18 protein-coding genes and 1 riboswitch are annotated in these 26,956 nt (G+C 46.5%); of the genes, 1 reads left to right on the top strand and 17 read right to left on the bottom strand.

What is annotated here, in order from left to right; all coding sequences use genetic code 11:
* Window positions 1-22 precede the first annotated feature (22 nt).
* The 16 genes from dnaE to GPK83_RS05120 form a co-directional block, all read right to left on the bottom strand.
* Window positions 23-4,066, bottom strand: a complete 4,044-nt coding sequence (gene dnaE, locus GPK83_RS05195; RefSeq protein WP_215704176.1) for a DNA polymerase III subunit alpha — start codon at window positions 4,064-4,066, stop codon at window positions 23-25.
* Window positions 4,067-4,182: 116 nt separating this feature from the next.
* Complete coding sequence (locus tag GPK83_RS05190; protein WP_215630799.1) at window positions 4,183-4,656, bottom strand: hypothetical protein; 474 nt, start codon at window positions 4,654-4,656, stop codon at window positions 4,183-4,185.
* Between the two features lie 17 nt (window positions 4,657-4,673).
* Window positions 4,674-6,650 (bottom strand): hypothetical protein, encoded by a 1,977-nt coding sequence (locus tag GPK83_RS05185; RefSeq protein WP_215704175.1) that lies wholly within the window; start codon window positions 6,648-6,650, stop codon window positions 4,674-4,676.
* 41 nt (window positions 6,651-6,691) lie between these two features.
* The gene (locus GPK83_RS05180; protein WP_215704174.1) at window positions 6,692-8,335 is read right to left on the bottom strand and encodes an AAA family ATPase; all 1,644 of its coding nucleotides are present in this window, start codon (window positions 8,333-8,335) and stop codon (window positions 6,692-6,694) included.
* A 142-nt stretch (window positions 8,336-8,477) separates the two neighbouring features.
* Window positions 8,478-8,903: a hypothetical protein gene (locus tag GPK83_RS05175; RefSeq protein ID WP_215704173.1), complete on the bottom strand. Its 426-nt coding sequence runs from the start codon at window positions 8,901-8,903 to the stop codon at window positions 8,478-8,480.
* 45 nt (window positions 8,904-8,948) lie between these two features.
* Entirely contained in the window at window positions 8,949-10,355 is a 1,407-nt protein-coding gene (locus tag GPK83_RS05170) for an LCP family protein (protein ID WP_215704172.1), read from the bottom strand.
* Window positions 10,356-10,494: 139 nt separating this feature from the next.
* Window positions 10,495-11,610, bottom strand: coding sequence for a DUF4317 domain-containing protein (locus tag GPK83_RS05165; protein ID WP_215704171.1), 1,116 nt, complete (start codon window positions 11,608-11,610; stop codon window positions 10,495-10,497).
* Window positions 11,611-11,830: 220 nt separating this feature from the next.
* Window positions 11,831-13,177 (bottom strand): hypothetical protein, encoded by a 1,347-nt coding sequence (locus GPK83_RS05160; RefSeq protein WP_215704170.1) that lies wholly within the window; start codon window positions 13,175-13,177, stop codon window positions 11,831-11,833.
* Between the two features lie 359 nt (window positions 13,178-13,536).
* Window positions 13,537-13,677 (bottom strand): hypothetical protein, encoded by a 141-nt coding sequence (locus GPK83_RS05155; RefSeq protein ID WP_215704229.1) that lies wholly within the window; start codon window positions 13,675-13,677, stop codon window positions 13,537-13,539.
* 571 nt (window positions 13,678-14,248) lie between these two features.
* Window positions 14,249-15,214 carry a GGDEF domain-containing protein gene (locus tag GPK83_RS05150; protein ID WP_345941779.1) on the bottom strand — a complete coding sequence of 322 codons (966 nt, stop codon included), beginning with the start codon at window positions 15,212-15,214 and terminating at the stop codon, window positions 14,249-14,251.
* Between the two features lie 287 nt (window positions 15,215-15,501).
* Window positions 15,502-15,577: riboswitch (cyclic di-GMP riboswitch) on the bottom strand.
* A 317-nt stretch (window positions 15,578-15,894) separates the two neighbouring features.
* Complete coding sequence (locus GPK83_RS05145; RefSeq protein WP_215704168.1) at window positions 15,895-18,054, bottom strand: ATP-binding protein; 2,160 nt, start codon at window positions 18,052-18,054, stop codon at window positions 15,895-15,897.
* Window positions 18,055-18,063: 9 nt separating this feature from the next.
* Complete coding sequence (locus GPK83_RS05140) at window positions 18,064-18,756, bottom strand: response regulator transcription factor (RefSeq protein ID WP_015554466.1); 693 nt, start codon at window positions 18,754-18,756, stop codon at window positions 18,064-18,066.
* Window positions 18,757-18,858: 102 nt separating this feature from the next.
* Entirely contained in the window at window positions 18,859-20,160 is a 1,302-nt protein-coding gene (locus GPK83_RS05135; RefSeq protein WP_215704167.1) for a citrate:proton symporter, read from the bottom strand.
* Between the two features lie 96 nt (window positions 20,161-20,256).
* Entirely contained in the window at window positions 20,257-21,441 is a 1,185-nt protein-coding gene (locus tag GPK83_RS05130) for a M20 family metallopeptidase (protein WP_015554464.1), read from the bottom strand.
* Entirely contained in the window at window positions 21,438-23,186 is a 1,749-nt protein-coding gene (locus GPK83_RS05125) for a M28 family peptidase (RefSeq protein ID WP_215704166.1), read from the bottom strand. The genes GPK83_RS05130 and GPK83_RS05125 overlap by 4 nt, the downstream gene beginning before the upstream one ends.
* 18 nt (window positions 23,187-23,204) lie before the next feature.
* A complete protein-coding gene (locus tag GPK83_RS05120; RefSeq protein ID WP_215704165.1) occupies window positions 23,205-24,599 on the bottom strand; it encodes a TIGR00366 family protein in 1,395 nt (464 codons plus the stop codon).
* 177 nt (window positions 24,600-24,776) lie between these two features.
* On the opposite strand from GPK83_RS05120, the gene GPK83_RS05115 reads away from it, so the two are divergent.
* On the top strand, window positions 24,777-25,664 hold the full coding sequence (locus GPK83_RS05115; RefSeq protein WP_215704164.1) for a LysR family transcriptional regulator: 888 nt from the start codon (window positions 24,777-24,779) through the stop codon (window positions 25,662-25,664).
* 315 nt (window positions 25,665-25,979) lie between these two features.
* Here GPK83_RS05115 and GPK83_RS05110 read toward each other — a convergent pair whose 3' ends face one another.
* Window positions 25,980-26,729 (bottom strand): YoaK family protein, encoded by a 750-nt coding sequence (locus GPK83_RS05110; RefSeq protein ID WP_117513226.1) that lies wholly within the window; start codon window positions 26,727-26,729, stop codon window positions 25,980-25,982.
* Window positions 26,730-26,956: the final 227 nt, after the last annotated feature.

Here is a 26,956-nt window from a genome sequence, read left to right as displayed (position 1 = left end):
GCTTTTCGTAAGACATATTTCATCAGCCAAAATCTCTCATCACCGGTTTCTTCTGGCAGATGTTGTATAATTCCTTGCTGTTTAAAACACTGGCGGATAACCGCAGATCACAGTTTCGGAATTCTCCCATCATCATGTCATAGATCTTACACGGATATCCTTTTTTTGCAATGTGCGGTTTCAGCATATTTTGCAGTTCACCGCCAAACATGGATTTCTTTGCAAAGATCAGAATGGTTTTGGTACGCTGGTGAAGTTCGGAAACCCCGTCCAGTTTTAATTTTTTCGTACCGTCATCTTCCACCATGATACTTCCCGTAATCCGAACGACCGTGTCATCCGCAAGGCTTTCACCTACAGCTGCAAATTCTTTGGTGAAGCAGCAGACATTGATTGAACCGGAACAGTCTTCCAGTGTAAAGAATGACATTGGGGCTCCGTCTGCCTTACGGTAGCGGATCCGATAATCGCTGATCATGCCTGTTACTGATAATTTTTCTCTCCTTCCTGCCGTTAAGGCATCAATAATCGGAACGGCGCCACATTTTTCCGGTTCCGGATAAAGTTCCATCGGATTCATACTGACAAATACACTCAGGCGGTCGCGTTCTTTTTTCAGTCGTTCCATGCCGTCTTCGCAGATATCCGTGTCCGGAACCAGTTCTTTTAATTTAGCCTTGCTTTCCTTAATTTTTGCCTCATACGAAGCAATTTTTTTTGGGTCATACTGTTTTTCCAGACGTTTTCTCTGGTCTTTGATTTTTTTCATGACCGTGAGATATTCCGGAATCATCGCCGTAATGGCAGCTCTGTTTGTACAGAATGAATCGAAAGCTCCGGCATCCGTAAAATTGGTCAGGATTGTTTTTCCGGCGTCCGTCCGAAGGATGAAATCCTGTATGGACTTAAATGCACCGCCTTTTGCACGCACCTGTTCCACTCCGTCAACCGATTTGCCGAGCCCCTTAATGCTTCCGAGTCCGAACACAATATTTCCATCATGTAGGGAAAATCCCTGTTCTGACAGATTGATATCCGGTGCTTTGATACCGATCCCCATTGTCTTTAAATCGCGGATCAGACCCGGGAGTTTATCAAAATCTGTATTATTCATAACGGACTTCATATATTCTCTCGGGTAGTAATATTTTAACCAGGCCGTCTGGTATGCCACCACGGCGTAGCACGCCGCATGACTTTTGTTAAATGCATATTTGGCAAATTCCGTCATCTCATCAAACAGTTCATTTGCCGCTGTCACGGAGATGTTATTCGCCACGCATCCGGCGATATTGCGTTCCGGATCTCCGTTTAAGAAGGATGAACGCTCTGCACGGAGGACCGAATCTTTTTTCTTACTCATGGCACGGCGTACAAGATCCGCCTGTCCAAGTGAATAACCGGCCAGGGAACGGAAAATCTCCTGCACCTGTTCCTGATAGGTTATGGAACCGTAAGTGCTCTTTAAAATTGGTTCCAATTCCGGCGTCAGATAACTGACCTGTTTTCTCCCGTTTTTGACCGCAATTACATCCGGTAAAAACTGCAAAGGTCCCGGACGGAACATGGCCACAAGAAGAATCAGGTCAAAGATACTGTCCGGACCAAACTGCTGCAGCATTTGTTTCATACCGTTTGACTCCAACTGGAATACGGAATTCGTCATTCCGGGGGCGATGATTCTGGAAAACACATTCGGATCATCATAGGAAATACGGTCCATATCAACCAGTTTTCCGGAAGTCTTAAAGATTTCGCGCAGCGTCTCGGTAATGACGGTCAGGTTGTTCAGGCCCAGGAAATCCATTTTGAGAAGTCCTATCTCCTCTGCCTGTGTCATATCACACTGTGTCATCATGATGTCATTCTTTCGGTTGTAGACCAGTGGAACATAATCTTCAACCGGTTTCCCGTCCGTGATGATGACGCCAGCCGCATGTTGTCCGATCTGCGTCATGCATCCTTCAATCAGAATGGCATAACGGATAATCTCGTGAGCAACTTTATCGGAATCAAACGCCTGATACAACTCCGTTTCAATTTTCTTAAGGTTCATGTGCAGTTCGTCATCGGACAGTTCCACTGCTTTTTTTGAAACTGTATTGACGACGCCAAGGAACGCCGTGGAATCCCCGTTTTTCTGGATACCGTATGCACGGCCAGCTGTCTGGATCGCCGCTTTACCGGTCTGTTTTCCGCGTGTCATAATACCGGCTACAGATTTCTCACCGTATTTATGCTTGACATAACGGATAACATAAGGACGGATATTCGTTTCGATGTCGCAGTCTATATCTGGCATGGTTACTCGTTCCGGATTTAAGAATCTCTCAAACAAGAGCCCGTATTTTAACGGATCGATGTTGGTGATTCCAACCAGGTAACACACCAGGCTTCCCGCCGCGGAACCACGGCCTGGGCCGACTGTTTCTCCAGGCAGATTTGCTGTATAGCGTTCAATCGCTTCGATATCAAAACTTAAAGCAAGTTTTTCCTGTTCCGGATCGGACATATCCAGCTTCCCAGCTGCTCTTGCATAGCGTAGGAAATCTTCAACGATACAGTGATAATCTGCATAGCCCATGGAACAGATTACATCCAGCTCATGTTCCAGACGCTCATAGCCTTCCTTTTCATCTGGAAACCCATTCGGGTATTTTTTCGGAATCCCCTCATAGGCCATACGACGTAGGTATTCTTCCGGTGTGGAACCATCCGGTGTTTTAAAAGATGGATAATGCTTTTCTTTCGGCAATGCAACATGACACTGAGATGTGATCCGCCCGATATTTTCAAATGCCTCGTTCACTTTTGCTTTTGGAATAATCTTACCAACCCATTCTTTCAATTCTTCATCGGTTTTCAGATACATCTCGTAATCTGACGCGCTCGGGGCTTCCCAGTCTTTTAGAAATCTGGTGGTACGGATAATGGATCGTGCCAGGACATCATCTCCGGAGGATGTCGGAATATGAGCATCATTCGCCAGAACGGACGGGATGCCAAGCTCGTCAGAAAGCGCTGCCAGTCTCGGCATGATTTCTGTTTCTGTCTGGAATCCGTGGTACTGCAGTTCCACATAAAAATCGTCTGATCCAAACGTTTCACGATACCATTCTGCTTCCCTGCGTACAAAGTCGTCAATCTTTTCATTCGGGATTCGATGGCTGTTTGCTTCATCAATCTTATCCTGGAGAGCCTGCCATTTGGCAATTTCTTTTTCCGACTGTTTCACAACCGGTGCCAGGCGGCTTTTTTCTCCAGTCAACGCCTCTTTTTTGCTCGTTTCAAGCGCAAGTTTTTTTGCAGCCTCTTTTTTGGCTTCCACGACTTCATCATACGCAGCCTGTGCTGCTGCTCGTTTGGCACTCCCTTCTGCTGCTGCGTAAATCTTTTTTTCAAGAGCTGCTGTCGGTTTCCCCGATTGTTTTTTATACGCAGTAATTCGCTTGGCGCTTTCCTGTAATGTCTTTTCAATCCAGTCCAGACGGGTGCGGTTGTGAAGATAGCCAGGTGACGTCGGGGTCTCCAATCCGGACTGCGACGTCTTCAGCTTTTCGACTTTCTTCGCAATCTCATCATTCATACTGTAAAGAGATGCCAGTACACCGGAGACGCAGGCGGATGTTGCAATGACATGACCGTGACCCGGGGCGCCCGGCCCAAAGTATTTACGCAGGATGTCTTTGTTCATACGCGCAAATCCCTGGGAATCCATGCGCTCATTACTTTCGCTGACTGCTTTGATCAGCGCTTTAAATCCGTACTCATAGTCTTTGGCCATCAGGATCAGGTGCATACGTTTTTCCTCTGTGCCCTCTCCCGGTTTTGCATCCTCCTGCACATAAGCTTCCACACCAAAAATAGCATTGATGTCATATTTTGCGCACTCTTCAGCAAAGCGGAGGTACCCGGTCATCACACCATGATCCGTCAGGGCGACCGCCGGTGCACCAAGTTCCGCGGCACGTTTGACCAGCGTTTCTACCGTCATGACGGAATCGCGATTGGACTCATCCGTATGACAATGCAGGAAACCATATTTTACTTTTCTTTCTTCGTTCATAACTTGTCTTACTCCTCCCTCAAATTTCTTTCACAGGTTCGTGTAAATTATGGAAGAAGATAGTAAAAAGCTGGACGACAAAAAACCGCCCTGTGACCAGGACGGTTTCTGAAAGGTTACAAAATAGCTGTTGCGAGGGCGCGCAGTTCGGTTTCGCCTTTGGTGTTGAAAACAAACGCGAGATTCCCCGTGTGATATTTTTTCGCTACGGTTTCCCGTAATTTCCTGTTCGCGCTCTGTGCTTCCAGAAAAGTCTTCAGTTCAAAGTAATTCATCCGGTAAGGATCCGGCCGCTGTGCCATCATATTGGCACGGTCCGTATGCTCTTCCTCCAACCGGACGGTTCGCATGTCGCCACTGCGACGATTTTCCTGAATGAATTTTGCCGGTTTGGCCTGTGACATTTCTTTCATATTCTCAATGTCCGGGCGTTCCTTCGGAATCGGCGCTGGCGGAGAGAGATGCTCTACTTTTGGAATATTACCACCGATCATAGACATGACCATGCCTTCCAATTCCTTCCCGGCATTTTCCAACACGATGACGAGCTGGTTCCCGTCCCGGAATACTTTCATACTTTCATAATTCATACTACTGTCTCCTTTCTCTAATCCCAACCGTCCACAACCGTTGTGAGCCTCCCCACAATCTGTTCGAACATATTCGCGGGATTTTTCACTTCCACATAATATTCTTCCCCGTACATCCGATGGAATGTTTCTTTTTTAGTCGTGCCGATACCAAATCCTATTACGTCGATATCTGCCAATCTTGCTTCCATAACAGCGGTTGTGTTTTCTCTGATTCCCATTTCCACACTGTCGTAAAAAGAAGGCAGGCCGTCAGACAGCACAAACAGGAGTTTATGTCGTTCCAGGCGTTCTTCCAGAAGTTTTGCGGCGTAGCGGATGCTGTAAGAATCAAAATTGCATCCATCTGCTTTAAAACTCACCAGGCGATGCCGTTCGGTTTCCGTATTGTCCCAGCGGATGTAATGGGTCTGTATTGGTTTCCTGCCTTCCACATGGAAGCTGAAAAAATAAAACGGAATATCGAGTTCGGCAAAAATTTCAGCCAGCGCAACAACCGTATACAGTTCTCTGGTTAATTTTTCCCCAGCCATACTGCCTGAATGATCGCCGATCACGGTGACGCACATATCCGCTTTATGTCCTTGTGCCCGGCGTTTCTGAAACATTTTTGAGCTCAGCCTGCCGGAAGCAAAACGGTTCATGTCAGCACGTCCGCTCTCACAGTGTATTTTACGAACCCTGTCAGAAAGAAAAATTTCCCGTAGTTCTGACACGGTTCCGGCGATTCCACCCTGCATCGTGTGCAGAATTTTGTCATAACGCTGTACATGCTTTGGACTAGGCTCTGAAGCATATCTGTTTATTGCCTGAATATGCCGATATTCCGATTTGTTATTCAATTCTTCGAACTGGTCGAAGTCGCGGTAATACCGTTTTTTGTCCGTTGCATTTGTTTCAGGTTCATGCATATATGAACGAATACCTTCCAGGATATTTTCCCGGTCTTTTTCCAAAAGTTCCGGCATTTCCGGTATCTCCTGGTTCCAGATAGAATCCTGTTCTGGCGTCTGACCATTGTTGTCCGCATGCGCTGCGCTACTCTGCCCTGTCTGGACCGCGCTATCATCCGGATGGTTGTCGCCATTATTTTTACTCTTTGCAGACACATCCGTTACCGGACGCTCATGATTTGACTGGCCCTGGCCCTGTTCCGCTTCCAGACGTTTCATGGTTTCCGTACGTCTGTTCTGTGTTGGTGTGCTGTCATTGCAGGTTCCACGGCTCCCGGTTCCGGAAGCCTCCCGGTCGGCGCCACTTTTCCCGCGCTTTTCCATTGTTTGAGCAATCTGCGACTCCATCTCTTCTTTCTTTTTCTCGGAATATCCGGCCCACAACCTTGCACATTCCGCATAAATCGGAAATACGGCGTCAATTCGTTTCTTTGGATCCATTTCATTGATTGCATCATAAAATGGTCTGGCGATCTTTAAAAAAATACCGCGGGCTGACTGGAAGGAAAAATTACCTTTCAGAATGCCGAGATCCCCAAACTGGATTAGCGCATTGATCACTTCCTCGATTGGATAGCGGCAGCCTTTCTGAAAGTCACCGGACAGTTCGTAAATTTTGCGGATTGTATAACCCAGTGCCGCAAGCGGTGGGCCACCGATGACGCTGGACGCCATATTTTCAATGGCTGGATCTTCTACCAGGTTCACAAAAATACAGTACATCCGGATATCCAGTTCTGTCTTCAACAGTTTTGTCCTGGAAAGTGTGCTGATGGAGCGCTGCATGTAACTGAAATTTGTGAATACCTGATGCAGCGCCTCATGCACACATACTCCATAACGCAGCGTCGCCGCTTCTTTTTCATCAATCATCTGGAACAGCGGATGTTTTCTGGCTACATATACCGTGTCCCCGGCTTTTGTGTAGCCAAGCTCGCCGTCCTCCGCTTCCAGTACGTGCATCTCCCTTCCAACGATACCGGTCACAATTCCGGAGTACATATTTTTCTCCGCTTCCCAGCGGACTGTTTCTTTATCCATGTGATTTCCTCTTTCCGTATAAGATTGTTCGCATACTGCGATCAAGTGGTTTTTGTGTAATTAACCATAGCCTGAAACATTCCGGCCATATACTTATCCGCAACGCGCTTGTTCTTCACAGCCAGTGCGCCATAAAGGCTGTCAATAACTGCTTCCCGCGGTTCCACACCCTCTTCTATAGCGTTCAGTGCGTCAATGCACTGCCGGATGGAAACCTCACGCAGCAGCTTCCGTTCCTGGTCCGTTTCTTTCAGGGATTTTCGCAACTTTTTATACTGCCCATACACGTAACGGATATCATCCGTGGAGTATCCTCGTTTTCTAAGGGATTCCATCATGTCCTTGTCTCCCATTTCCCCGACGAGGTATTTGGACGTAAAACGCTGAGAACAAGCAGAGTTTAAGGAAGTGGTTCCCTCTGTCTCCAGGTTCATGGTTCCGATGATCACCGTCAATGGATGTCTCACGATCCGTTCGTAACCATTCCGTTTAATGATATACGGATATTCCATCGCCTGATTCAGAACGGATGTGAAGATGTTGGCTCTGGCCAGATTGATCTCCTCCAGAAGCAGAATGCCTCCGTTTGCAAAACCCTCCAGGAACGCTGTTTCCACGAATGAGAGCTTGCCTTCCACGATCTTATTTTTTCCCTCGAATTCGTCTTCCTCGGAATCCTCGTTAAAGGTTACCTCATAGATCGGCATACCTGTTGATGCGGAAATGGCATTGGCAAGTGCTGTTTTTCCGGTACCTGGATCACCATAAAAGAGCATATTTACATAGTCGGAACGGATCATTAACGGGTCTGTGACTCCACATTGCAGGTTAGTCACCATGTTTTTACCGATACGCAGGTCGATTTTTTTCATAACCTTGTAGAAGGTGTCCGTCGGTGTGAAATCATCCAGGAATGACACGGGACGGATGCGGTCTTTCTGCTCATCCTTCCACTCATAATCCACATGATGCTCCATATTACGGAAGCTTTTCATGTTGTCATTCTGTTTCTTGACTGCTTTTTTAGGCTCTTCTTTTTGTGCGATGCCCCGGAACAGCCTGCATGGTTCTGCGTTTTTCTCCATCGAAAACTGATTTGACATATCGTTTAACAAACGGCTGCGATATGCCAATAACAATTCCTCCTCGGTCAGAGTTCCCTTGGTTTGATAGACGCTTTTTGCTGGTTTTGCGAAGTCGTATAAAAACGAGTCGCAGAAATGATAGATACCAGTGGTAAGTTTGTCATAATCCACATTTGCATCTTGCATTGCAGCTATCACATCCATATAACTTTTGCGGATAACCGGCACTGTCAGAATCGCCAAGACAGCCAGGGCTGCGGTAGCGTATATCGTATCTGATGCTTTGTCATAGACCTGCGGATACTCTCCATCCATTTCCGCATAGCACCACACCGTGTTTCCTCCCTTATCCCGAAATTCCAGGTAAACACGCTCAGAACTGCCAGCGCAGGAGAGCTGTCCGTCTTTTACATAATCGAACAGAACGGCCACATTGCTAAGCGTGACATTATAGTCCTCTACATGGTTTGACGCCGCAACACTCCGCTTATGTGTATCACAAAGCCCGGTACGGAATTTGGTTTCTCCGGTGTAATGTCCGGGGATTGTTTCGAATGCGATTTGAGGACGCACCAGTAATTCAGTTATACTTTTTTCCATAGTTTTTTCCTTTCGTATCTCAAATTTCTGTTATAGGTTCAAACCAATTATGGGATGAGATGTATATGAAAAATCCGCCCATCAGGGCGGACTTCGTGGAATAAGAGTATATGAGAGGATCTTCCATTCCAAAGGGACGGTGCTACGCTTCTGCACGTGTGAACCACTCGAAAACTCTTTTTAAAGTTCCATCTGCTTTGGTCATTGCACTCAATCCAATGAATAAGTGCCAGCTTTGCGGCTCCACTAAGATCGCCCCGATTGTCGCGTAATACATCGGTTTTTTATCATGGTGCTCAATAGCGATCTGGACCGTGTTAATATAATGATACTGTGGGCTCTGACCCACTCTCAAATATTGAACCATTGTGTCCACATAGTTACCGACATCTTGTAAGGTCCAGTCTTCCCGGTATTGAAATGTAAGGTAAATACTATACATGATCCGAATGATACAGATTAACAGATCGCGGTCTTCGTATCCGTTGCAGGCGCAGCGGAGAAAATTCATGTCCAGCACCAGCATTCTTTCCAATTCAGAAAAATCCTCAATATATTTTCTCTGCATATAGTGTCCTCCTTTTGTCGCAACATTGCACAAACGAATTTTTCGTTATTGTACGTTGCACTCCGATTCTTCCAAAACAATATCTGTATCTGGCACCGTAACAGTCGCTTCTGTTTCTGTAATTCGTGTTTTGTCAGATGCAGGCCCTGCCGGTTTTGTCGGCTCTGCCTGATCTGCCTGATCTGCCTGATCCATCATCTCTTCTTCTTTCGTTTCTGAATGTTCCGAGGTTGTTTTTTCGGTTTCGTTTGCGATTCCTGGCATCGATTCAGTCTCTGATGTCGTTTCATCCGGTGTTTTTATCGAAGGTTGCAGTTCTGGACTGTATTCATTCGAAGACCATGTTTCCTGCGTTTGTGCCTCCCACGTTTCTATTTCCGTTTTACTCTGTTCGACTTTTTTCTCAACGGTTCTTTTCCCATATTCTTTTTTGTATATTGCATCGGAAATTTCCTTTACGCGTCCTGATACCTGATACTTAATCGAATCATACAGAAATTCATGTAGGATAGAAACGTTATCTGCCAATGATTCCGGGAACACGTAATCCCCACCAATGTTTTTACAGGAATATTGAGTCGGAAATCCCTGCGTTTCTGCAATATGCAGTTTCATAATATTCTTTGCGGCTGCAAGAAGATCATCCGTATCAATGGAAGAAGCTGTCTGCGGAAAGACTGTTTCAATAATGTTGTTAAGCGTGGCGAAGTCCGCATGTTTTGCTTTTTCCAATACCAGTTGCAACACTTTCTGCTGGCGTTCCGTTCTTTTAAAATCATTATCCATTAAACGCAACCTACAATATGCCACAGCCTGTACACCATCCATATGCTGCATCCCCGGCGCTTTTAGCTGATAAGAACCTATACCGGTTGATTTTACGGTTTCTGTAATGAAGGCATTGATGTAGCGGAATTCGCTTTTGGTAACTTCGAGATCTACTCCACCGAGGATATTAATGGCATCCGCCACACTTTTCCATGTCACGGCTACATAATCATCGATTTCCACATCCAGATTTTCATTCAGCATTTGTACAGCCTGTTTTGGCCCACCGGTTGCGTAAGCAGCATTGGCTTTACGGTACTTGCCATTCCCGATATTCATGCAGGTATCACGATATACGCTGACCATTTTAATGGCACCGGTCTTTCCATTCATGTCAAACAGGATGATTACATCCGAATTTCCATTTTTTAAATTTTCAGGGTTTCTGGAGTCTAATCCGAACCCGGCAATGGTCCAGTGATCGCGCAGTTTCATAGTTTCTTCTTTTGCGATATTTTCGTTTACCATTTCCTTTACTTCTTGTTTATCTACCGTCTGTATCATTGCCATGGCATGATCTGCTTTCTGTCTGGTCGTAGAAATGATTGCGGCAACGCCAATACCAATGAATGCCAACAAAGTGATTCCCAGATAAACTATCCGTCGTTTAAATTTGTCTTTCATAGTTCTCCTTTCCTACGCTGGATTTTCTCTGGAAAATTATGGGAAAAATATTTGAATTATTGGTATGGTTTCTATACAGACCCGCACATAAGGCGGGTCAGCGAAAATTAACAATAATTTCGCCATATGAAATACAAATTTAACTTACTTTGATGCCGTTTATGCTGCAAATTCCATTCAACGGAAGCACCAGGCATCTGACGCCGTCCACCACTTTGGTTTCAATGGAAGATCCTTCTCCCAGTTTTGCGGAGACCACAGCCTCTTCCGTTTTAATTTCCAGTTTGGAAGCATTCAGAACATTTTCCGGAAGCAGTTCCTTTCCCTTTCCTACCACTTCGTCATAAATCCGATCAAACGTTTCGAGATCTGTTTCATCAGCTCCACTTTCCTCAAAAATGGAACGCAGTTCATCCTTATTCATACCGCCATTATTTTGATCTTTCTTTTCTTCCGCAATACGCGCAAGATTATCATTGACAGATTTGACAAAGGCAAATTCCGGGGATGCACCAAATGTCTTTTCTACCACGGTCTCAAACATTTGTTTCTGTTCTTCCGCAGATTCCGGCATTGTTGCCCCAAACATCGTTCTAAAAAATACCGTCTGTTTATCGATGCTTTTCTTCGTATAACATAATGCAGCGTGGATATCCGTGGAGCGATCATTGAAAGCTGGGAATAAAAATCCATGCGTCGGCATTTCCACATTCCAGGAACGCTTACGATTTTCCACGGTCTTCGCTTCTTCATTATAAGCAAGCCCCGGTTTGTCCAAAGACATCGGACAGATGCTGCAGAGCAGGTACCGGAACACTTCGTCGGACGCATCATTCAGTGTAGCGTTGTCAGAGGTTTTTCCCGGAATGTCGTAACTCCCGTATGCGAGAATAATCGCATAGTTCCCAACGATATCATAGGTATCAATGATGTTCTGGAAAAATTCTTCGACCAGCTCATCATCCTTCAGCTCGCTTTTTCGCAGTCGCATCATAAACTCCTGCTCACCATCCTCTTTTTCTGCGGCCAGTGGTATATCTAAGTTATGTACATTTTTGCCGATTTTTCCAGACAAAGTCTTTTTAAAGATTTCATAATATTTAAAGACCTCCTCTTCCGGAAGGGAAAGAAATGTATCACCAAATGATGACAGAATTTCTTTTTCTCCATTGACGCAGCATCCGCGGATGCGGCTGATATTGCATTCCTGGGGTGACATTGTTTTTTTAATTTCCGTGATCTCCCGTTTAAACATACGAAAAGCCTCCATTCATTTTTTTGTTCAGGGAAATTATGGAGAGAAAAAGAATGTTTTTGGTTTTGAGATAGAAAAAAAAGATCTCCACGAGATCTCTTTTGTGTAACGAAGAATGTAGTATGCAAAAATAAGACCATCATCTGTTACCGCCTTGATATCTGCCGTTTCCAAACGGTTGAAATAATGTGATTTTTTCCACCCCCTAATTCTTTCTCTGCTATCGCTCCATATCTTCGACTTTCATTTTTTGTTCCTGTCTCCATACGGCGTCCATTTCCGGCTGCCATTCCGTGAAAGATTCTTCTTCCCTTTCCCAATCATCCAGATCCCGTACCATGTTCATTCCGGGGTCATATTCTACATCCAGATCGTCCGGTTCCCGTTTCTGCGTGACATCCATTTCCGGCTGGCATTCCATATCTGCTCCGGTCTCGCGTTGTATATCTTGTGCAAACATCTGAATGCAGTCGTTACAGATCCACTCCTGAATCTGAGTCAGCCCAAGTCCCCTTGCCATGCTTTCCAGATTTCCGTATATCCGGTCGCCGTATGCAATGGAACAATTTCCCACCCGCCCATCATAAGAATCATTAATCAGTGTAATGCTCTGATGTTCAAGCATCGGATGACTGAAACTGCGATAATCGTTTGCGGTTAATTCCTGTGCGGACTTCCGATCCACTTCCATTTCCTTGCCGTTTTCCAGAATGGTTTTTGTATTGTGTACCTGCATCATATCGGTTGTATCCAGATAACGGCATACGCGATGGCAGGCGTCTCTTGCAATATAACAGACTATCTGATCCGGCTGCAGATAATCACCCAGGATTTTGGGAGTTCCCTGTGTGCGGCAAACAACGGTTCCCTGCATGTTCTTGTATTCTTCCAGGGCTGCTATCCGCAATAGCTGAATAAAACCTTTTGCGTTCATGGAAATCGGAGTTGCCGTATATTCAAGTTGCGCTTCCTCATCCTTACCATGTCCCTGTGTCGGTACGATTAAACCACGCGTCGCAATGGCTGACAGGTCACCTCCATCCATGGAAAGGCCGGTTCGATGAGCCCAGAGCTGTTGTGCGTTATTCCTGGTTTCCAGAAACATCTGTTCAATTTGCTTCCCGGTTTCATACGGGATTTGTCGTTCTAATTGTGCACACTCCTTTTCAAACTGCTGACGGATTTGTCGTTCTTCCGCATTTTGGCATAAAGTATCCGGGATATGATACCATCCATCCCGCGAAGGAACCATCAGATGTTCGCCGGTCATACGTGAGGCATGTGTCAATGTTCCATCCTTGTCCTTGATATAAGGATAGCCACTTCCGTACAACTCCTTCCACTGTTGCTGCAGATCCTGCTGCTGCTGTTCTATTTTTCGGTGCATAGCTTCGCGTATCGGTGCTGTCAGGTACGAATCAGCAAATGGGAGTCTGATACGATCAATGTTTTGTCCTTGTCTTTCCAGGGACTGTATGTGATGCATGCGGTCCATCAGATCGTTTGATAATGCGACCGTGTTATACTGATATTTTTCCAAAAGTTCACGATTTTTAAATTCCAACATAGCCCGTTTCCTCCTTGCTTTTGCAATTATGGGAACGGATTTCATCTGTTTCGGACAAAAAAAATAACGACGGGTTCGTCGTTGTTTCTGTTGGAACAATATACAGATTGATCGTATAAAATTGTATCGAAAGACCTTTCAAAGTTATCTGTCTTTTTTTTTGGCTGATTGTGGATAACCTTGTTTTAGTCCATTATTTTACAACGCTATTGCAATAATCAGACGATTCTTTGGATTACAACACGTAAAAAATCGTCCAGGTTTTATATGTTTCGTTTAAAAAAGAGGAGAAAATCAGCATAAATGAATGAAATGTCCATAAAAAACACCTCATTGTGGGGCAAACATGCACTTTTGTCTTATACGTCCGGGAAACACATGGCAAACCGAATGTCCACAATGGACGGATCTTTCTTCACCATGTTCACCTCACCGCCGATGTAGCGGGCGGGCTGCTGGATACTCAAGAGTATCTCTTCTGGTAATGCTAATTTTCTCATAAATCCTTATTTTACCTACATTTCTCACGTTTTTGCGATGCGTTCATCGCTGTTTTTTGGTTTTTTAGTTCTTTTTCTCTGATCTTCTCTGTAAGCGGAAAAACACAAATTCTTGTCAAGTGTTTTTTCTCTCGGACAGTTTACATAATATTTTTTACTCTTACGACAAAAAAATTTTTTCTGAAATACGCACAATTCGGATTTTCCATTATTTTACGGATAAATCCGCTCTAAATGTACAGATCAGACCGCATTATTATACGGTATTTCCCGCGTTTCCGCAACAGATTCTTTCCCGGAAGCAATTTTTCGAGCTCATATCGTCGAACTTTTTATCAAATTTTCCGAATACTCTTTGAATCCAAGAACCTCTTCACAAACTTTCTGGCTCGGGACAACTTAGTGTTGCATCGGGAAAATTCCGCTGGAATATCCGAGCACGACGGCCTGTTCTTTGATATTGACCTGGCAATGAACCATCAGCGTTGCGTATACATGACACAAATCGTGCCAGTGAAAATCCTCCGGGAGGCAGTAAAGTTTTTTCAGGGAATTGAAACTGAGCTGAAAGCTAATTATATTTCTTGCATAACTGTTTATTTTTATACATATAGGCATCTGCATCATCCAATAACATCTGCATTGTACACGACGTATTACCGGAGGATAACGCCCATCCGCATGCATAGTCGATTGGTATTTGATTTTCATAACTATTTAATCTGTCTTTTTCTCCGGACAAGGATTTTAATATTTCCTTAATTTCCGCCTCACTTGTATGATAAATGACTGCTATAAACTCATCTCCGCCATATCTTCCAACAAAATCCTTTTCTGGAATGACACCGCGCAAAAGCTTTGCGAAATTCATTATTAACTGATCTCCTGCGGAATGTCCCATTGTATCATTTACAGTTTTTAGATTATTTAAATCAAACATTATACATGCTGTAGGATCTGTAATCGTATCTTTTTTACCAAGAAGCTCATTACAGGCATTTTTATTTGGCAGCCCAGTATGGGCATCTATGAATACTTTCTGTTCCAGCAGTCTGTTTTGCATTGCCATCTGCATTGCCCTTAGAGTCTGCATAATAACCAATATCACCAGACTCAACATATCAAGTGCCGACAAAAGCTCTATGGTACGAATCTTTGTAGCAATCTTTTCTGAATAGCTTTCTGCGGCAGAGACAGTTTCATCTGCCATCGTAAAATATATTTCACTCATATTAACAATGTCTGTATTTTTGTATCCCTTGTTTCTTACTGATCCAATTTCTGTTTTCAATTTTTCCCAGTAATCACTCTGGATTTGCAATTTTTCCTGATATTCTTCGTCATTGAGTTTTACCAGATCATAATGTCCATCCTGATATCTCAATCCAAGAAGAATATCATCCAAATATTTAATTAATTCTTCATTTTGGTTTCCTGTAATTTCTAATTTTACTTCGCGCTGTGTAGCTCCACGTACCAGACCTGCATAATTTATTACGCGTGCTGTCCCCTGCAGCCTGCTGATCTGAATCATCATAAAAATAATAAGGACTACTAATATCAATATAAGAAAGCTCTGTATAATACCTATTATATTTTTACTTTTCCTGTTTGTCTGCATTTCACAATTTACCCCGCACCCTCAATCTTTAACAGTTCCGTCAGGATTTCTGCATTTATCCTATTATCCTCTGCACACAAAAACCGCATTCTTGCCTTGTCCTTTTTTGATTTTCATATTTTCCCCCCTAATAAACTCATTATAGTTGCGTCTATGAAATAACATCATAAAAAAACACCGTCTTACAGACAGTGCACCTCATTTCATGCAACTGGCTGCCATTTTACAGGCCCTGTAGCTTTGCGTCCCAGACTTTCATCTGGTTTGCCGATCATCCTTTTTAAGTTTTTAAACTTATGCAAAAAACTAGTTTAATTATACTATAGTGCTCTACTGAACACAAGAAAAACAATACCGCTTTAGCGCCTAAAAGCAAAAAAGAACAGCCGATACATATGCTCGAACTGTTCTTCTGCTTTCAAAGTCCACGCAGCATTGACATTACTGTTTCCTGTGGCTCCAGACAGATGGTAAGATCAATTCTGCCATACAGAGGATTCTGTTTTGGCAGAAGCGCCTTCATTGTATCAACATAGGAGCCGCAAACTTTATTCGGTTGAAACCGAGTCAACTGCATCCGGGTAAAATTTTCTCGATCACCCCTCAAACATCTCCGCAAATTCCTCCGCGAACTCATCTTTCAGCATAAACCGATCGATCATGCCGTTGTTCAGATACCATTCGAAATCGGCTCCTCTCTGTTCCGCGATGAGAATCAGGCGGATCTCCGGATTGATGCGCCGGACCACCTCACACAGTTCGATTCCGTTCATGGTCGGCAGTGTGTACTCCGCGATCAGAAGATCATAGGCTGACGGATCTTTCTGGACCCGGTCGATAAGGGCCGCTGGGTGTGCGTACAGATCTACCGTCTTCCGGCTGTGAGATGCGGCCGCTTTCCAGGTCTTCGCGGACTCTTCACTGGAGACAATCGCAATCTTTTGTACATGCTTCAGCCGTTTCCGGCCGTCAGCTTCCACTTCCGGTCCGCTCTGCGGGATCTCAATGACAAATGTTGTTCCTTCACCCGCTTTGCTCTCTACACAGATCGTTCCGCCGACCGATGTCACCATATTCTGGACCACAGAAAGACCGAGTCCGGTCCCCTGTCTGGATCCTTTCGTCGTATAGAATGGTTCAAAGATCTTCTGCATGGCGTCATCTCCGATTCCGCAACCGGTATCGGATACCTGCAGACAGATCATATCGTAACCTTTTGCCTCCAGTCGGATCAGCAGTTCCTTTCTCTCCGTCTTTTCCATAGCCTGAAACGCGTTTTTGCAGAGATTCATCAGAATGTGTTCCGCCATCCGTCTGCGTCCTAAAACATACAGTGGTTCCTCCGTAATCTCTGTTTTCAACGTGATCGCCGCCGGGGCAAGCTGCCGCACGATAGATACCGCATTCCCGACTTCTTCCGTAAAGTTCAGCGGTTCCAGCCGCACACCGGTATCCTGTCTGGAAAAGGCAAGCAGTTCTTTTGACAGATTCGATGCCTGATCCACCGACTTCGTGATCTCATGGATCATCTCCTGATTCTCGGAAGAAATGGATTCATCATTCTCAAGAAGCTCCGCATAGATCAGCACCGGTGTCAGATAATTGTTGAATTCATGCGCAATGTGGCTCGCCATCATTCCCAGCGACTGGATTCGCTGGTAATGCCGGATCTCGTTGTTTTTCTGGACCAGCATCTCCATTCCATGATTGATCTCTTTTAAATACGTGATCTCCTTTTGCTGGGATTCCGCCAGAAAACGGTTTCTCAGAAAGAACACTGTGACCACCACAAGAATCAGGACATAAGGTATCATAACCCCGATCATCATCGTCATCATGCTTTCCAGTGGCCCCGAAAGTTCCTGGAGCGGAAGTGTGGAATTAATGATCCATCGTTCTCCCTGGATCGAGATCGCCTGAAATGCGATGACACGTCGGACTTTTTTTAATCCCGGATCATCCCATACATAGGTGTCGATCACACCGGTTCCGGAATCTTCTTTTTCCTGTCTGGAGATCCAGGTTTCCAGACTGTTCAGATCCAGATCCGGATATTTCTGGATGCGCCCCTCAACTGCCTCCAGACCGATCTGATTCTTCGCATGGTGCATGATGATATTCATGTTCTGATCCTTTACCGTGGAATATCCGGCCTCACCGATCTTTACCGGCGCGACGATCTTCTCGTACAGTGCTTTCAGATCCATGGCAAATGTAAGGGTACAGATTCCGGACATGGAAGAAACTTCCTTCTCAATATAAAGCTCATACCAGCCCGTCCGGTCCGAAATTTCCTTTCCGGTGATCCTGGCCTTCTGATCTTTGTTCCCGGGCGCCACGCTCATCGTCTTCTCAGCTGAAGATTCCTGAACTGCTTCCTTTCCCGATTCATACTTAAACCTTGTCCCGTCTGGCTCCGTCACTGTGATCCAGTTATAGACATCTGCATTCTTCTTTAAAAAATATGATGTCCACAGCTTGATCCCATTGGACTCTGCCCATTCTTCCGGGATCCCGCGCTGTGAATAAAACAGATCGATCTCATCCAGCTGCTGTTCCAGATAGGAATCGAGATTGTTTCCTACGATCCCGGCCATAGTCAAAAGCTGGCTCTCCTCTGTCCGGATCACCTGCTCCCGGTACCGGCTGTAAAATCTGAAGCCTGCAAGCACCACCACAAGGGATAAAGCGATCAACACCCCAACTGCCATCAGCTTCAGTTTCCATCGATTTAAGAATTCTTCTGTCTTCTTCATTTTTTATCCCTACACATTCAGCATATATCCGATTCCACGCACCGTCTTCAGATACCGGGGCTGCTTCGGGTCATCCTCGATCTTGTTCCGGATCCGTTTCACATAGACGGTGATGGTATTGTCATCCACCACTGCCTCATTCCACACCTGCGTATAAAGCTGTTCCTTCGTAAATACCTGTCCCGGATGCTCCATCAGGAACCGGAACAGGGTCATCTCTCTGGCAGTAAAATTTAACGGCTCACCGTTTTTCAGGCACTCCATCTTTAAGGTATCTACTGTAAACGGACCCTTGCGGATCCCGGCGTCTCCGGCTGCTCCCTGGCTGTAGATCTGACTTCTGCGGATCAGCGCCTTTGCTGTCTGGATCAGGATCGCAGTATGAAACGGCTTTGTCAGATAACTGTCCGCGCCAAAGCCCAGCCCCAGCACCTGATCCATCTCATCGGATTTTCCCGACAGCATCATGACCGGCGTGTGGTCTCCTGCGGCGCGCATTGCCTGCAGCACATCATAACCACCCACATGTTCCATCATTACGTCCAGGATCACCAGATGGAACTGTTGTTTCTTTAAAAGTTCCAGAGCTTCGCTTCCATCGGCTGCCTCCGTCACCTGCATTCCTTCACGGGTCAGGGCGGTCCGCACAGCCAGCCGGATCGCGCGCTCATCGTCCACCAGTAGGATCTTTTCTGTATTCATAAACTTTCTCCTGCGTCATTTTTCTTTCATTATAGCAAAAAATCCCGTTCTGCGGTACAAGATCCGTACTGCAGAACAGGATTTTCATTCGTTATGTATCATTTAGATGGCAACAATGCCAAGAATCACACCGAATACCAGCATGATAAGGCTGATAATGTAGTACGGCGGAATGCTGAATTTCATATGATCTTTCAGTTCTGTTCCTGTCAGACCGATCGCGAGGTAAGTTGCCGGTACTAACGGGCTTACCATTAACGCAAGGTTCTTACCGATCAGCATGGTCAGGGCAGTATTCAGGGAAGCCACGCCATAGGTCTCGCCTACCTGCATAACTAATGGCATAATGCCATAGAAGTATGCATCTGTTCCAACGCAGAGACCAAGCGGAAGCGCCAGAATACCAAAGATGATGTGAACGTACTTTCCGAGAGCCGCCGGAATGATCGCCATGATCGCATTTGCCATTGCTTCCAGCATACCGGTTCCGTCGAAGACACCTACCATAGCACCTGCGGCAAACAGGGTTGCGGAAATGATCAGGGCCGCCGGAGCGTGCTTCTTGATCAGCTTATCCTGAGTCTTCTGGTTCGGGTAATTGACAGCCAGAAGGATGCAGAGACCAAGCATGAAGATTACATAGGATTTACCGATACCTGTGGATAACAGGGCAATCACACCTACTGTAAGTAAGAAGTTGAAGATCAGGTACGCGTTGGATTTTCTTAAATCAGCCGCCTCTTTCTTCTCTTTCTCATCAGACTCCACCTCTACGCCTTTTCCAGCGCCGGCACCATGCCTGATCGCAAACATGCCGAGAAGTACAGCAAGAACAATGTTCATCATCAGGCCGACAACCTGAAGCGGAATCAGCATGTGCCATAACTCAGTGGCATCCATAGCAAGTACTGTAGCCGCTCTCGCTGTCGGACCGCCCCACGGAAGCAGGTTCATAACGCCCATGCAGGCACCTGTCAGGCAGAGAAGGATACGGGAATCAATGTTCATCTTCTTATATACCGGGTACATCGCCGGGATCGTAATGAGAACGGTGACAGCCGTAGTACCGTCCAGATGAGCGATCGTTGCGATCAGCGCTGTAACTACCGTGACCGCAATTACATTGTTTCCGGCTTTTTTTACCAGCCATCCTACGATAACATCAAAGAGTCCGGTGTCTGCCAGAACACCAAAATAAATTACTGAAAAGATAAATAAGATACCATTGCTTGTGGTGGTTTTGATTCCATCCGCAATGAAGTCCATGACCTCTACCGGGGAGAAGCCAAGGATCAGGGCTGCAATGACCGGAATCACCGCAAGTACCACGATCGGAGACATTTTGCCCTTTAAGAGCAGTGCTACGATCGCGATGATCATCAGAAAACCAATAGCTGCTGTCATAATCATCTTCCTTTCTGGATATTTGTTAAATTCCTTACAGATTCATATTTTACAGACAGCAGTTTAATTGTTCATGACTGGAAAATGACAATTTTGTCATATTTTTGCGGTTTCTTCCTGTTTCCGCTTCCGAAATTCCTCTTTGATCTGTTCCAAAAGCTCTGGTCTTTCAATCATGTCGATGCATGTTCCCGCAAGGATCTCCGAACCGGACCGGATCGCTTCATGAGCCCGCTCCGTCTTTCCCGCATCGAGATATTCCTGCGAATGCGCCGCGGTACCCTCTGGCACAAACGCTGTGCGGATGCAGCATCCGGGCACATCATACATAACATTTCCAAAGTCCGTGGAGCCCGTCTTTTCACGCGGTCCGGCGAGCTGTGGTGCCTCAAATTTTCTTGCATTTTCCATGATCAGGTCATTCAGGGTCAGGCACGGGATCTTTGCCTGAAACGGGTAACTTCTCTCTGTCTCACAGGTCGTTCCCGTCATCAGGCACGCACCCTTTATGATGTCCTGAAATCTCGGAACGATGACCTTCTCCAAGTAATCCGTACTATAAGAGCGAAGTGTATACTCTGCCTTTGCCGTCCCGGGAACGATGTTCGATGGACCGCCGGCATCAAGGACCGTATAATGCATTCTGGAATCCTCAAGAACATGTTCCCTCATAAACTCGATCCCCTGAAAAGAAAGAAGCGCGGCATCAAAGGCGCTCTTCCCTTTGTGCGGGCTCATGGCGGCATGGGCCTCTACCCCATGAAAGGTAACATAAAAGCACTCAAGTGCCATACAGCGGACATCGACGCAGGTATTGGGAGCTGCATGCATCATGAGCGCAAGATCAATATCCTGAAAGCATCCTTTCTCCTTCATAATGATCTTTCCGCCGACCGTCTCCTCCGCTGGTGTCCCGTAGATCACGATCTTATAGGGCTGATCCTTACAGAGATCCCGAAGTGCCAGAGCAGCTCCGATCACAGACGGTCCCTGCATGTGATGACCGCAGGCATGACCGATCCCTTTCAGTGCGTCGTACTCTGCCAGGAATCCAAAGGAAGGTCCTCCGTTTCCCTGTTCATAGACAGCACGGAAAGCGGTCGGAAGACCCGCGATCCCACGCTCGATCTGAAATCCCTTTTTCTCCAGATAATCTGTAAGGATCGCACTGGAGCGGACTTCCTCAAGCCCCGGCTCAGCCAGGTCATAAATCCTGTCTGCCATTTTGGTAAGCTCTGCCATGTAAGGCGCAACGGCCTGCTTTATTGTTTCTTTCTTCATATCTCCATTCTCCTGTCACAATTTCGTGAAGATCCAAAGCGATCCGATCCATTCCTGAATTCCAGATCGATCTCTTTCAGCAGTTTTCTAAGCTCCGTCACCATCCGGTTTCTCTGTCTCACGAATGTTGTCTGATAGAACAGGCTCCAATCCGCGGGACTGTTTTCCGGAAGCGCCTTCGCGGAAGCTTTAAGGAGCTGCAGCGGACCATACGCAAAAGAAGTATCCTGTTCATACGCGGAGCCTGTGGAGTGCATAAGACGGCTGAAAACTCCTCCGACGAGACGGCAAAGGCGGTTATGTTCTTCGATCTTCTCCGTTCCCCACATATGTTCAAGCGTTTCACAACGATCCAGAACCTCTTTTAGAAGTGTTTCGATCTCATCCGCCGCCTGTTCATGCTCCTCTGAATTTTTTAACGTCTCAAAGTATGGGAGCCAGGTTTTTGCATAGCCGCGATAATCGGCAGGAAGCTTCTCCTTCGAGAGGAGTTCATACAGCAGAACGCCCACGACTCTCCCATCCCGCAAAAGCCCGTCAAGATCGATCTTGTCAAAGGTATCGTCGATCGTATGCCACCAGTACACGCCGGGACCCGGAGCATCCGAGTGTTTTCGTTCTTTTTTCGCCTCATAACGGGGATTGATGTGATATGGGATCTCTGCGCCCCAGAGCGACTGGTCCGCTCCCCGCCCGATACGCCCAAACATCATTTCCGCCGCCGGATCTACCTTCCGCACCTGCTCTTTCAGCCATTCCTCGCCCTCAAGCCCCGCTGTCCGGATCGCAAGCGTATGGTCTGCTCCTTTTGATCCCAGAAGATCAAGATTCAGGTGAGCGATGCAGTGCTCCTCAAGCTCATCCCAGTGGTGATCACAATACCAGGTGGATCCCATATAGCGCCCGTTGGAATGTCCCGGCCACCAGGCGATCCGCAGTGAATAAAACAGCTCATCCTGATGTTCTTTCATGTAATGGGCAAGCTCCAGAGCCAGCGCATTTGCCGTGCAGTTGTCAAAAGCGCCACGGTACCAGGTATCATAGTGACCGGAGAGCAGGACAAAATCCCTGCTCTTTCCCGGGATCTCGGCGATCGGCAGCGCGACGTTTTTTACGCATGTGTCCACCTCGCTGGAAAGCTGCGCAAAAAGCTGTTTTCCTTCTGCCTCATATGTTTTCAGCTTCCGGATCAGTTTCTCCCCACAGGGCTTTGAGACGGCGACCACCGGCATCCGTAACTGGAACAGAGATGAGTCCATATCCGGAGTTCCCCAGACAGGACTTACCGTGTCCTCATGGACCGCATCCTCGTCGGAGGTCCAGATCTGGATCCACCCGGCCGCTCCATGCTGCTCCAGCAATTTTGCGTAACGCTCATCAAACCCATACCCGAGGACAAGCTTTCCGGCAACCGTTTCCATAAACTGTTTCTGTTCTGAAAGGGAGACTTCCGTTTTTGTTCCGGGATCGTAGATCATCGGAACCTCGACCATTTCTTTTGTGCTCTCCGAGAAAGACCTTGGACGGCACGGGAACTCCTCACCATCTGCGATAAGGACACTGCTCACCGGATTGCTCAGATAAGCCGGAAAATCCTCCTCATGGCAGGAGATCCCGGATTTCTCCAATACCTCAAGAATATACTCGACCGCGCGATACGCCTCGGGTTCACCGGAAAGCTTGTCGAACGAACAAAGGTACTCCAGATGTTCTCTTAAACGCTCCTTCACTTCAAAATCCTGCATCTCCTCTTTTCCTCCGTCTTAATAGCCGATCATGAGTGCCCCAAGCATGAACAGACATCCGAAGAATGTCCAGATCAGGAATAACGGCATCATGAATTTTAACCATTTTACATACGGGATCTTCGAAACAACGAGATACCCCATCAGCGCAGAGGATGTCGGAAGAACAGAGTTTGAAAATCCGTCTCCGAGCTGGAACGCAAGGACGGCTGTCTGTCTCGTGATACCGATCAAATCCGCAACCGGTACCATAAGCGGCATGGTAACCGCGGCCTGTCCGGTACCGGAGGTGATCACACAGTTGACAAGTGACTGTGCAAGGAACATTCCAATGGCTTTTAAGGACTGCGGAAGAATGTTTACGATACTTGCGATCGCATGGACAATGGTGTCAAGGATCATCGCGTCAGATAATGCAAGCTCAACACCGCGGGCAATACCGACGATCAGAGCTCCCACAACGATTCCCTTCGCTCCGTTTCCGAACGTAGCGGCGATCTTGTTTGGGCTATAGCGGTTCACGATACCGCAGAGCACACCCATCGCGATAAAGATCGCCGACATCTCCTCAAAATACCAGCCGAGCTTACTGAGTCCATAGATCAGGACCGCAAAGCCGGCTACGATCACTGCCAGAGTCAGACCATGGGTCAGGTTCAGCGCTTCTTCTGTATCATCGAAAGTAAATTCCTGATCCTCAGGCTCTCCGTAGATGATACTCTTTGTCGGGTCCGCTTTCACGCGTTTTGCGTACCAGGTAATGTAGACCGTATCGATCACCAGAAGAACTCCGAGAATAAAAATGCGGTATCCCATACCGGAAAACATCGGGATCTCCGCAATATCCTGAGCAACACCGACATTGAAGGGATTCAGGATTCCGGCTGTAAATCCGGATGCGGCGCCCATAGCGATCATTGCGGTACCTGTCACTTTGTCAAGTCCCAGAGATGCCGCAAGGGCAATTCCGATCGGCACAAAGATCATGACCTCAGCAGACATTCCCATCGTTGTTCCAAAAACAGAAAATAACAGCAGAAATGCAGGGATCACAAAATACTCGCGGCCGCGGAAGGCTTTCGCCATCTTCTTACAGAGAACTGTGAGGATCCCTGTGGATGTGATGATCTCAAAGGAGCCGCCGATAATAAGGATAAACGTAACTGTGCTTGCCGCCTTTACGATCGCCCTGTAGATCAGTGCCGGAACGGTTAAAAAGCTTACCGGATGAGATTCGACATAATGGAAGCTCCCCGCTTCCACGAGGGTTCTGTTTGTCGCCTCATCCGTATACCGGGTATACTCTCCGGCAGGCACAACATAAGTGGCTGCGACTGCCAGAAGGATCAGCGCTACAAGGATCACAAATGTGTGCGGTGCCTGAAAAGGCTTTTTTTCTTTTAATGGTTTCATACTTCCAATCCTTCCTTGATTTGTTTTCTTTCTTAGACTATAATCAAGATGTAAAATTAAAGCAAGTTTAATATTTTTATTGTTTTATTTAATATTATTTATTTTTATGCGAAATTGCAAATATTTATTCAGGGAAAGGACCAGCGAAACGCCATGGATATGCGGGAACAGCTCTATATGCTTGAAATTGAAAAACACAGGGGAATTAAGGATGCGGCGCAAGCCCTGCATATCTCTCCGCCTGCCCTCAGCATATTTTTAGGAAATCTTGAAGAACGCACCGGGACAAGATTTTTCGACCGGATCGGGAAACAGTTTGTCCCAACCGAGGCCGGAAAGATCTATTTGGAACATGCAAAAGAAATGATAAAAATAGAAGCCCATTATGAAAATGAACTTCAAAAATACATGGGTGGCTCTTCGGGAACGATCCGTTTCGGAATCCATCCCAGAAGAACACTTTATCTTCTTGCGAAGGCGCTGCCTGTTTTTTCCGCCCGCTATCCGGACGTGAAGCTGGTCCCATACGAGGAATCTACTGAGCAGATGATCCGGCATCTGCTTGCTGGAGAGCTTGATTTTGCCATCGTAAACGAATCCTCCAGCCATCCGCTGCTGGAATACCGTCCTCTCTATGAGGACTATATGGTCGCTGTTGTCTCCGCCGGGCACCCACTGTGCACCGGCGCGGCAAAGAAAAGCCGGAAAGATCCATGTCCGAGGATCAATCTCAAACGATTTAACGGGGAACGTTTTATCCTGCAAAAGCCGGATCAGTCCTCCAGGCACTACACAGACCTTGCCATCGCTTATGATCACGCCGAACCGGGACAGATCTTTCTCCTCGAGAATCTTGAATCTGCCTGTCAGCTCGCCGCGGAGGGCTATGGGATCGCTTTCAACTTCTACCAGTATATGAAACATTTCCACTATCCCAAGCCTGTCCGCTGCTTCCGGATCGGAAATCCGGCTGATACTACCAGCTACTCCATCGTTACGCTGAAAGGAAAACAGACACTTCCGGCGATGGAGGAGCTGATCCGGCTGCTGCGGGAGTCCGCGTGAGGGCTATTGATTGTTCATAAGCATAAAAGAGTGGATAGTGCCCCGTTCAACTACGGCAGGCAAAATGCCCAACACATAGCGGCTGCATCTATCCACTCATATTCTAAGTATATACAAAATAGCGGAAAATTGCAATGGGGGTATGGATTTTTTGATTCACGTGAAAATTTCAAAAGTAAATTCCGTTTACTATCATTCGCACATTCGTGTCTTTTTGTGTACCAGGGAATTTTTCGGCATTTCCCGATATACAAAACAGGCAGCCGACCCATCCCTGAATCAACTGCCCATTCCCGTTCATCAAATATCCAATTTTTAAATTTTCTTCTTCTCTTCCTTCTCCAAAATCTTCGCCTCTTCCAGCATCTCTTCTGCCTCTTCCTCTGTCTCCTCCGGAGTCTCATCTTCTACCGGAAGTTCACCGATACTGATAAAGATCCGGGCGACGGCAAGGGGAATAAAACCTACACAGGCGCCGAGGGCGTTGCCGAAGGCAGCTACACCGGTGACACCGAGGAGAGCGCCGAGGAAGAACATAAGTACCGTGTTGCTGTAGAGCACCGCTTTTCTCTTAAATTCTTTATCTTTCGTCAACGCATACTGCGTCCAGCCGAGGACGGATTGCTTGAAGTTGTTTGTGATGAAGACCGTCGCGCTGTTGAAACCATCTGCGCCGGAATATACACCCCACTGGAATGCCGAGCAAAAAAAGATCGGGTAAACGCCCGCAATCGGCGAGAACCAATCCGGCAGCAGGGCCGTAAGTCCGAGACCGGCCGCATCCACCCAGATCGCCAGCTTCCGCATATGTAAGTTTGTATAGTTTGTCAGCATATAGGAAGCGATCACACCGCAGGCGAAAATCACCATCGCCAGCAGACGAAGTCCCAATTCCTCCCACTCCATAAATCGGACGTTCGAAGCCATCTCCATCAGGTTTCCCGTCTGTGCGGAGCCGAAGACTCCGGCATGGGAAAGGATTGCATAACCGCCGAGGAAACCGCCCACAAAGGAAATATTCCAATGCAGGATCGCGTCCAGACGTCTTTGAATCGTTTTTATCATAATCTGTACCGCCTTTCTGCGCATGATTATATCGTGACTTCGTCACTCACTAATTTCGCCGTTCGCCATAACCGTGCAGGCACGCTTCTGACTCACTATCGCTCATTATATCATGAATAATCTGCCCCTTCAACATAAAGCCATGTTCTAAATTAACCTGTTGTGCTAGATAAAATAATATAAAGAAACTTCAACAAAATGTGCTATCCTATTTGTAGGCAATACAA

The sequence above is a fragment of the Clostridium sp. MCC328 genome (assembly GCF_018785465.1).
Taxonomy (GTDB): domain Bacteria; phylum Bacillota; class Clostridia; order Lachnospirales; family Lachnospiraceae; genus Pilosibacter; species Pilosibacter fragilis.
This window is presented reverse-complemented; position numbering and strand designations above follow the sequence as displayed.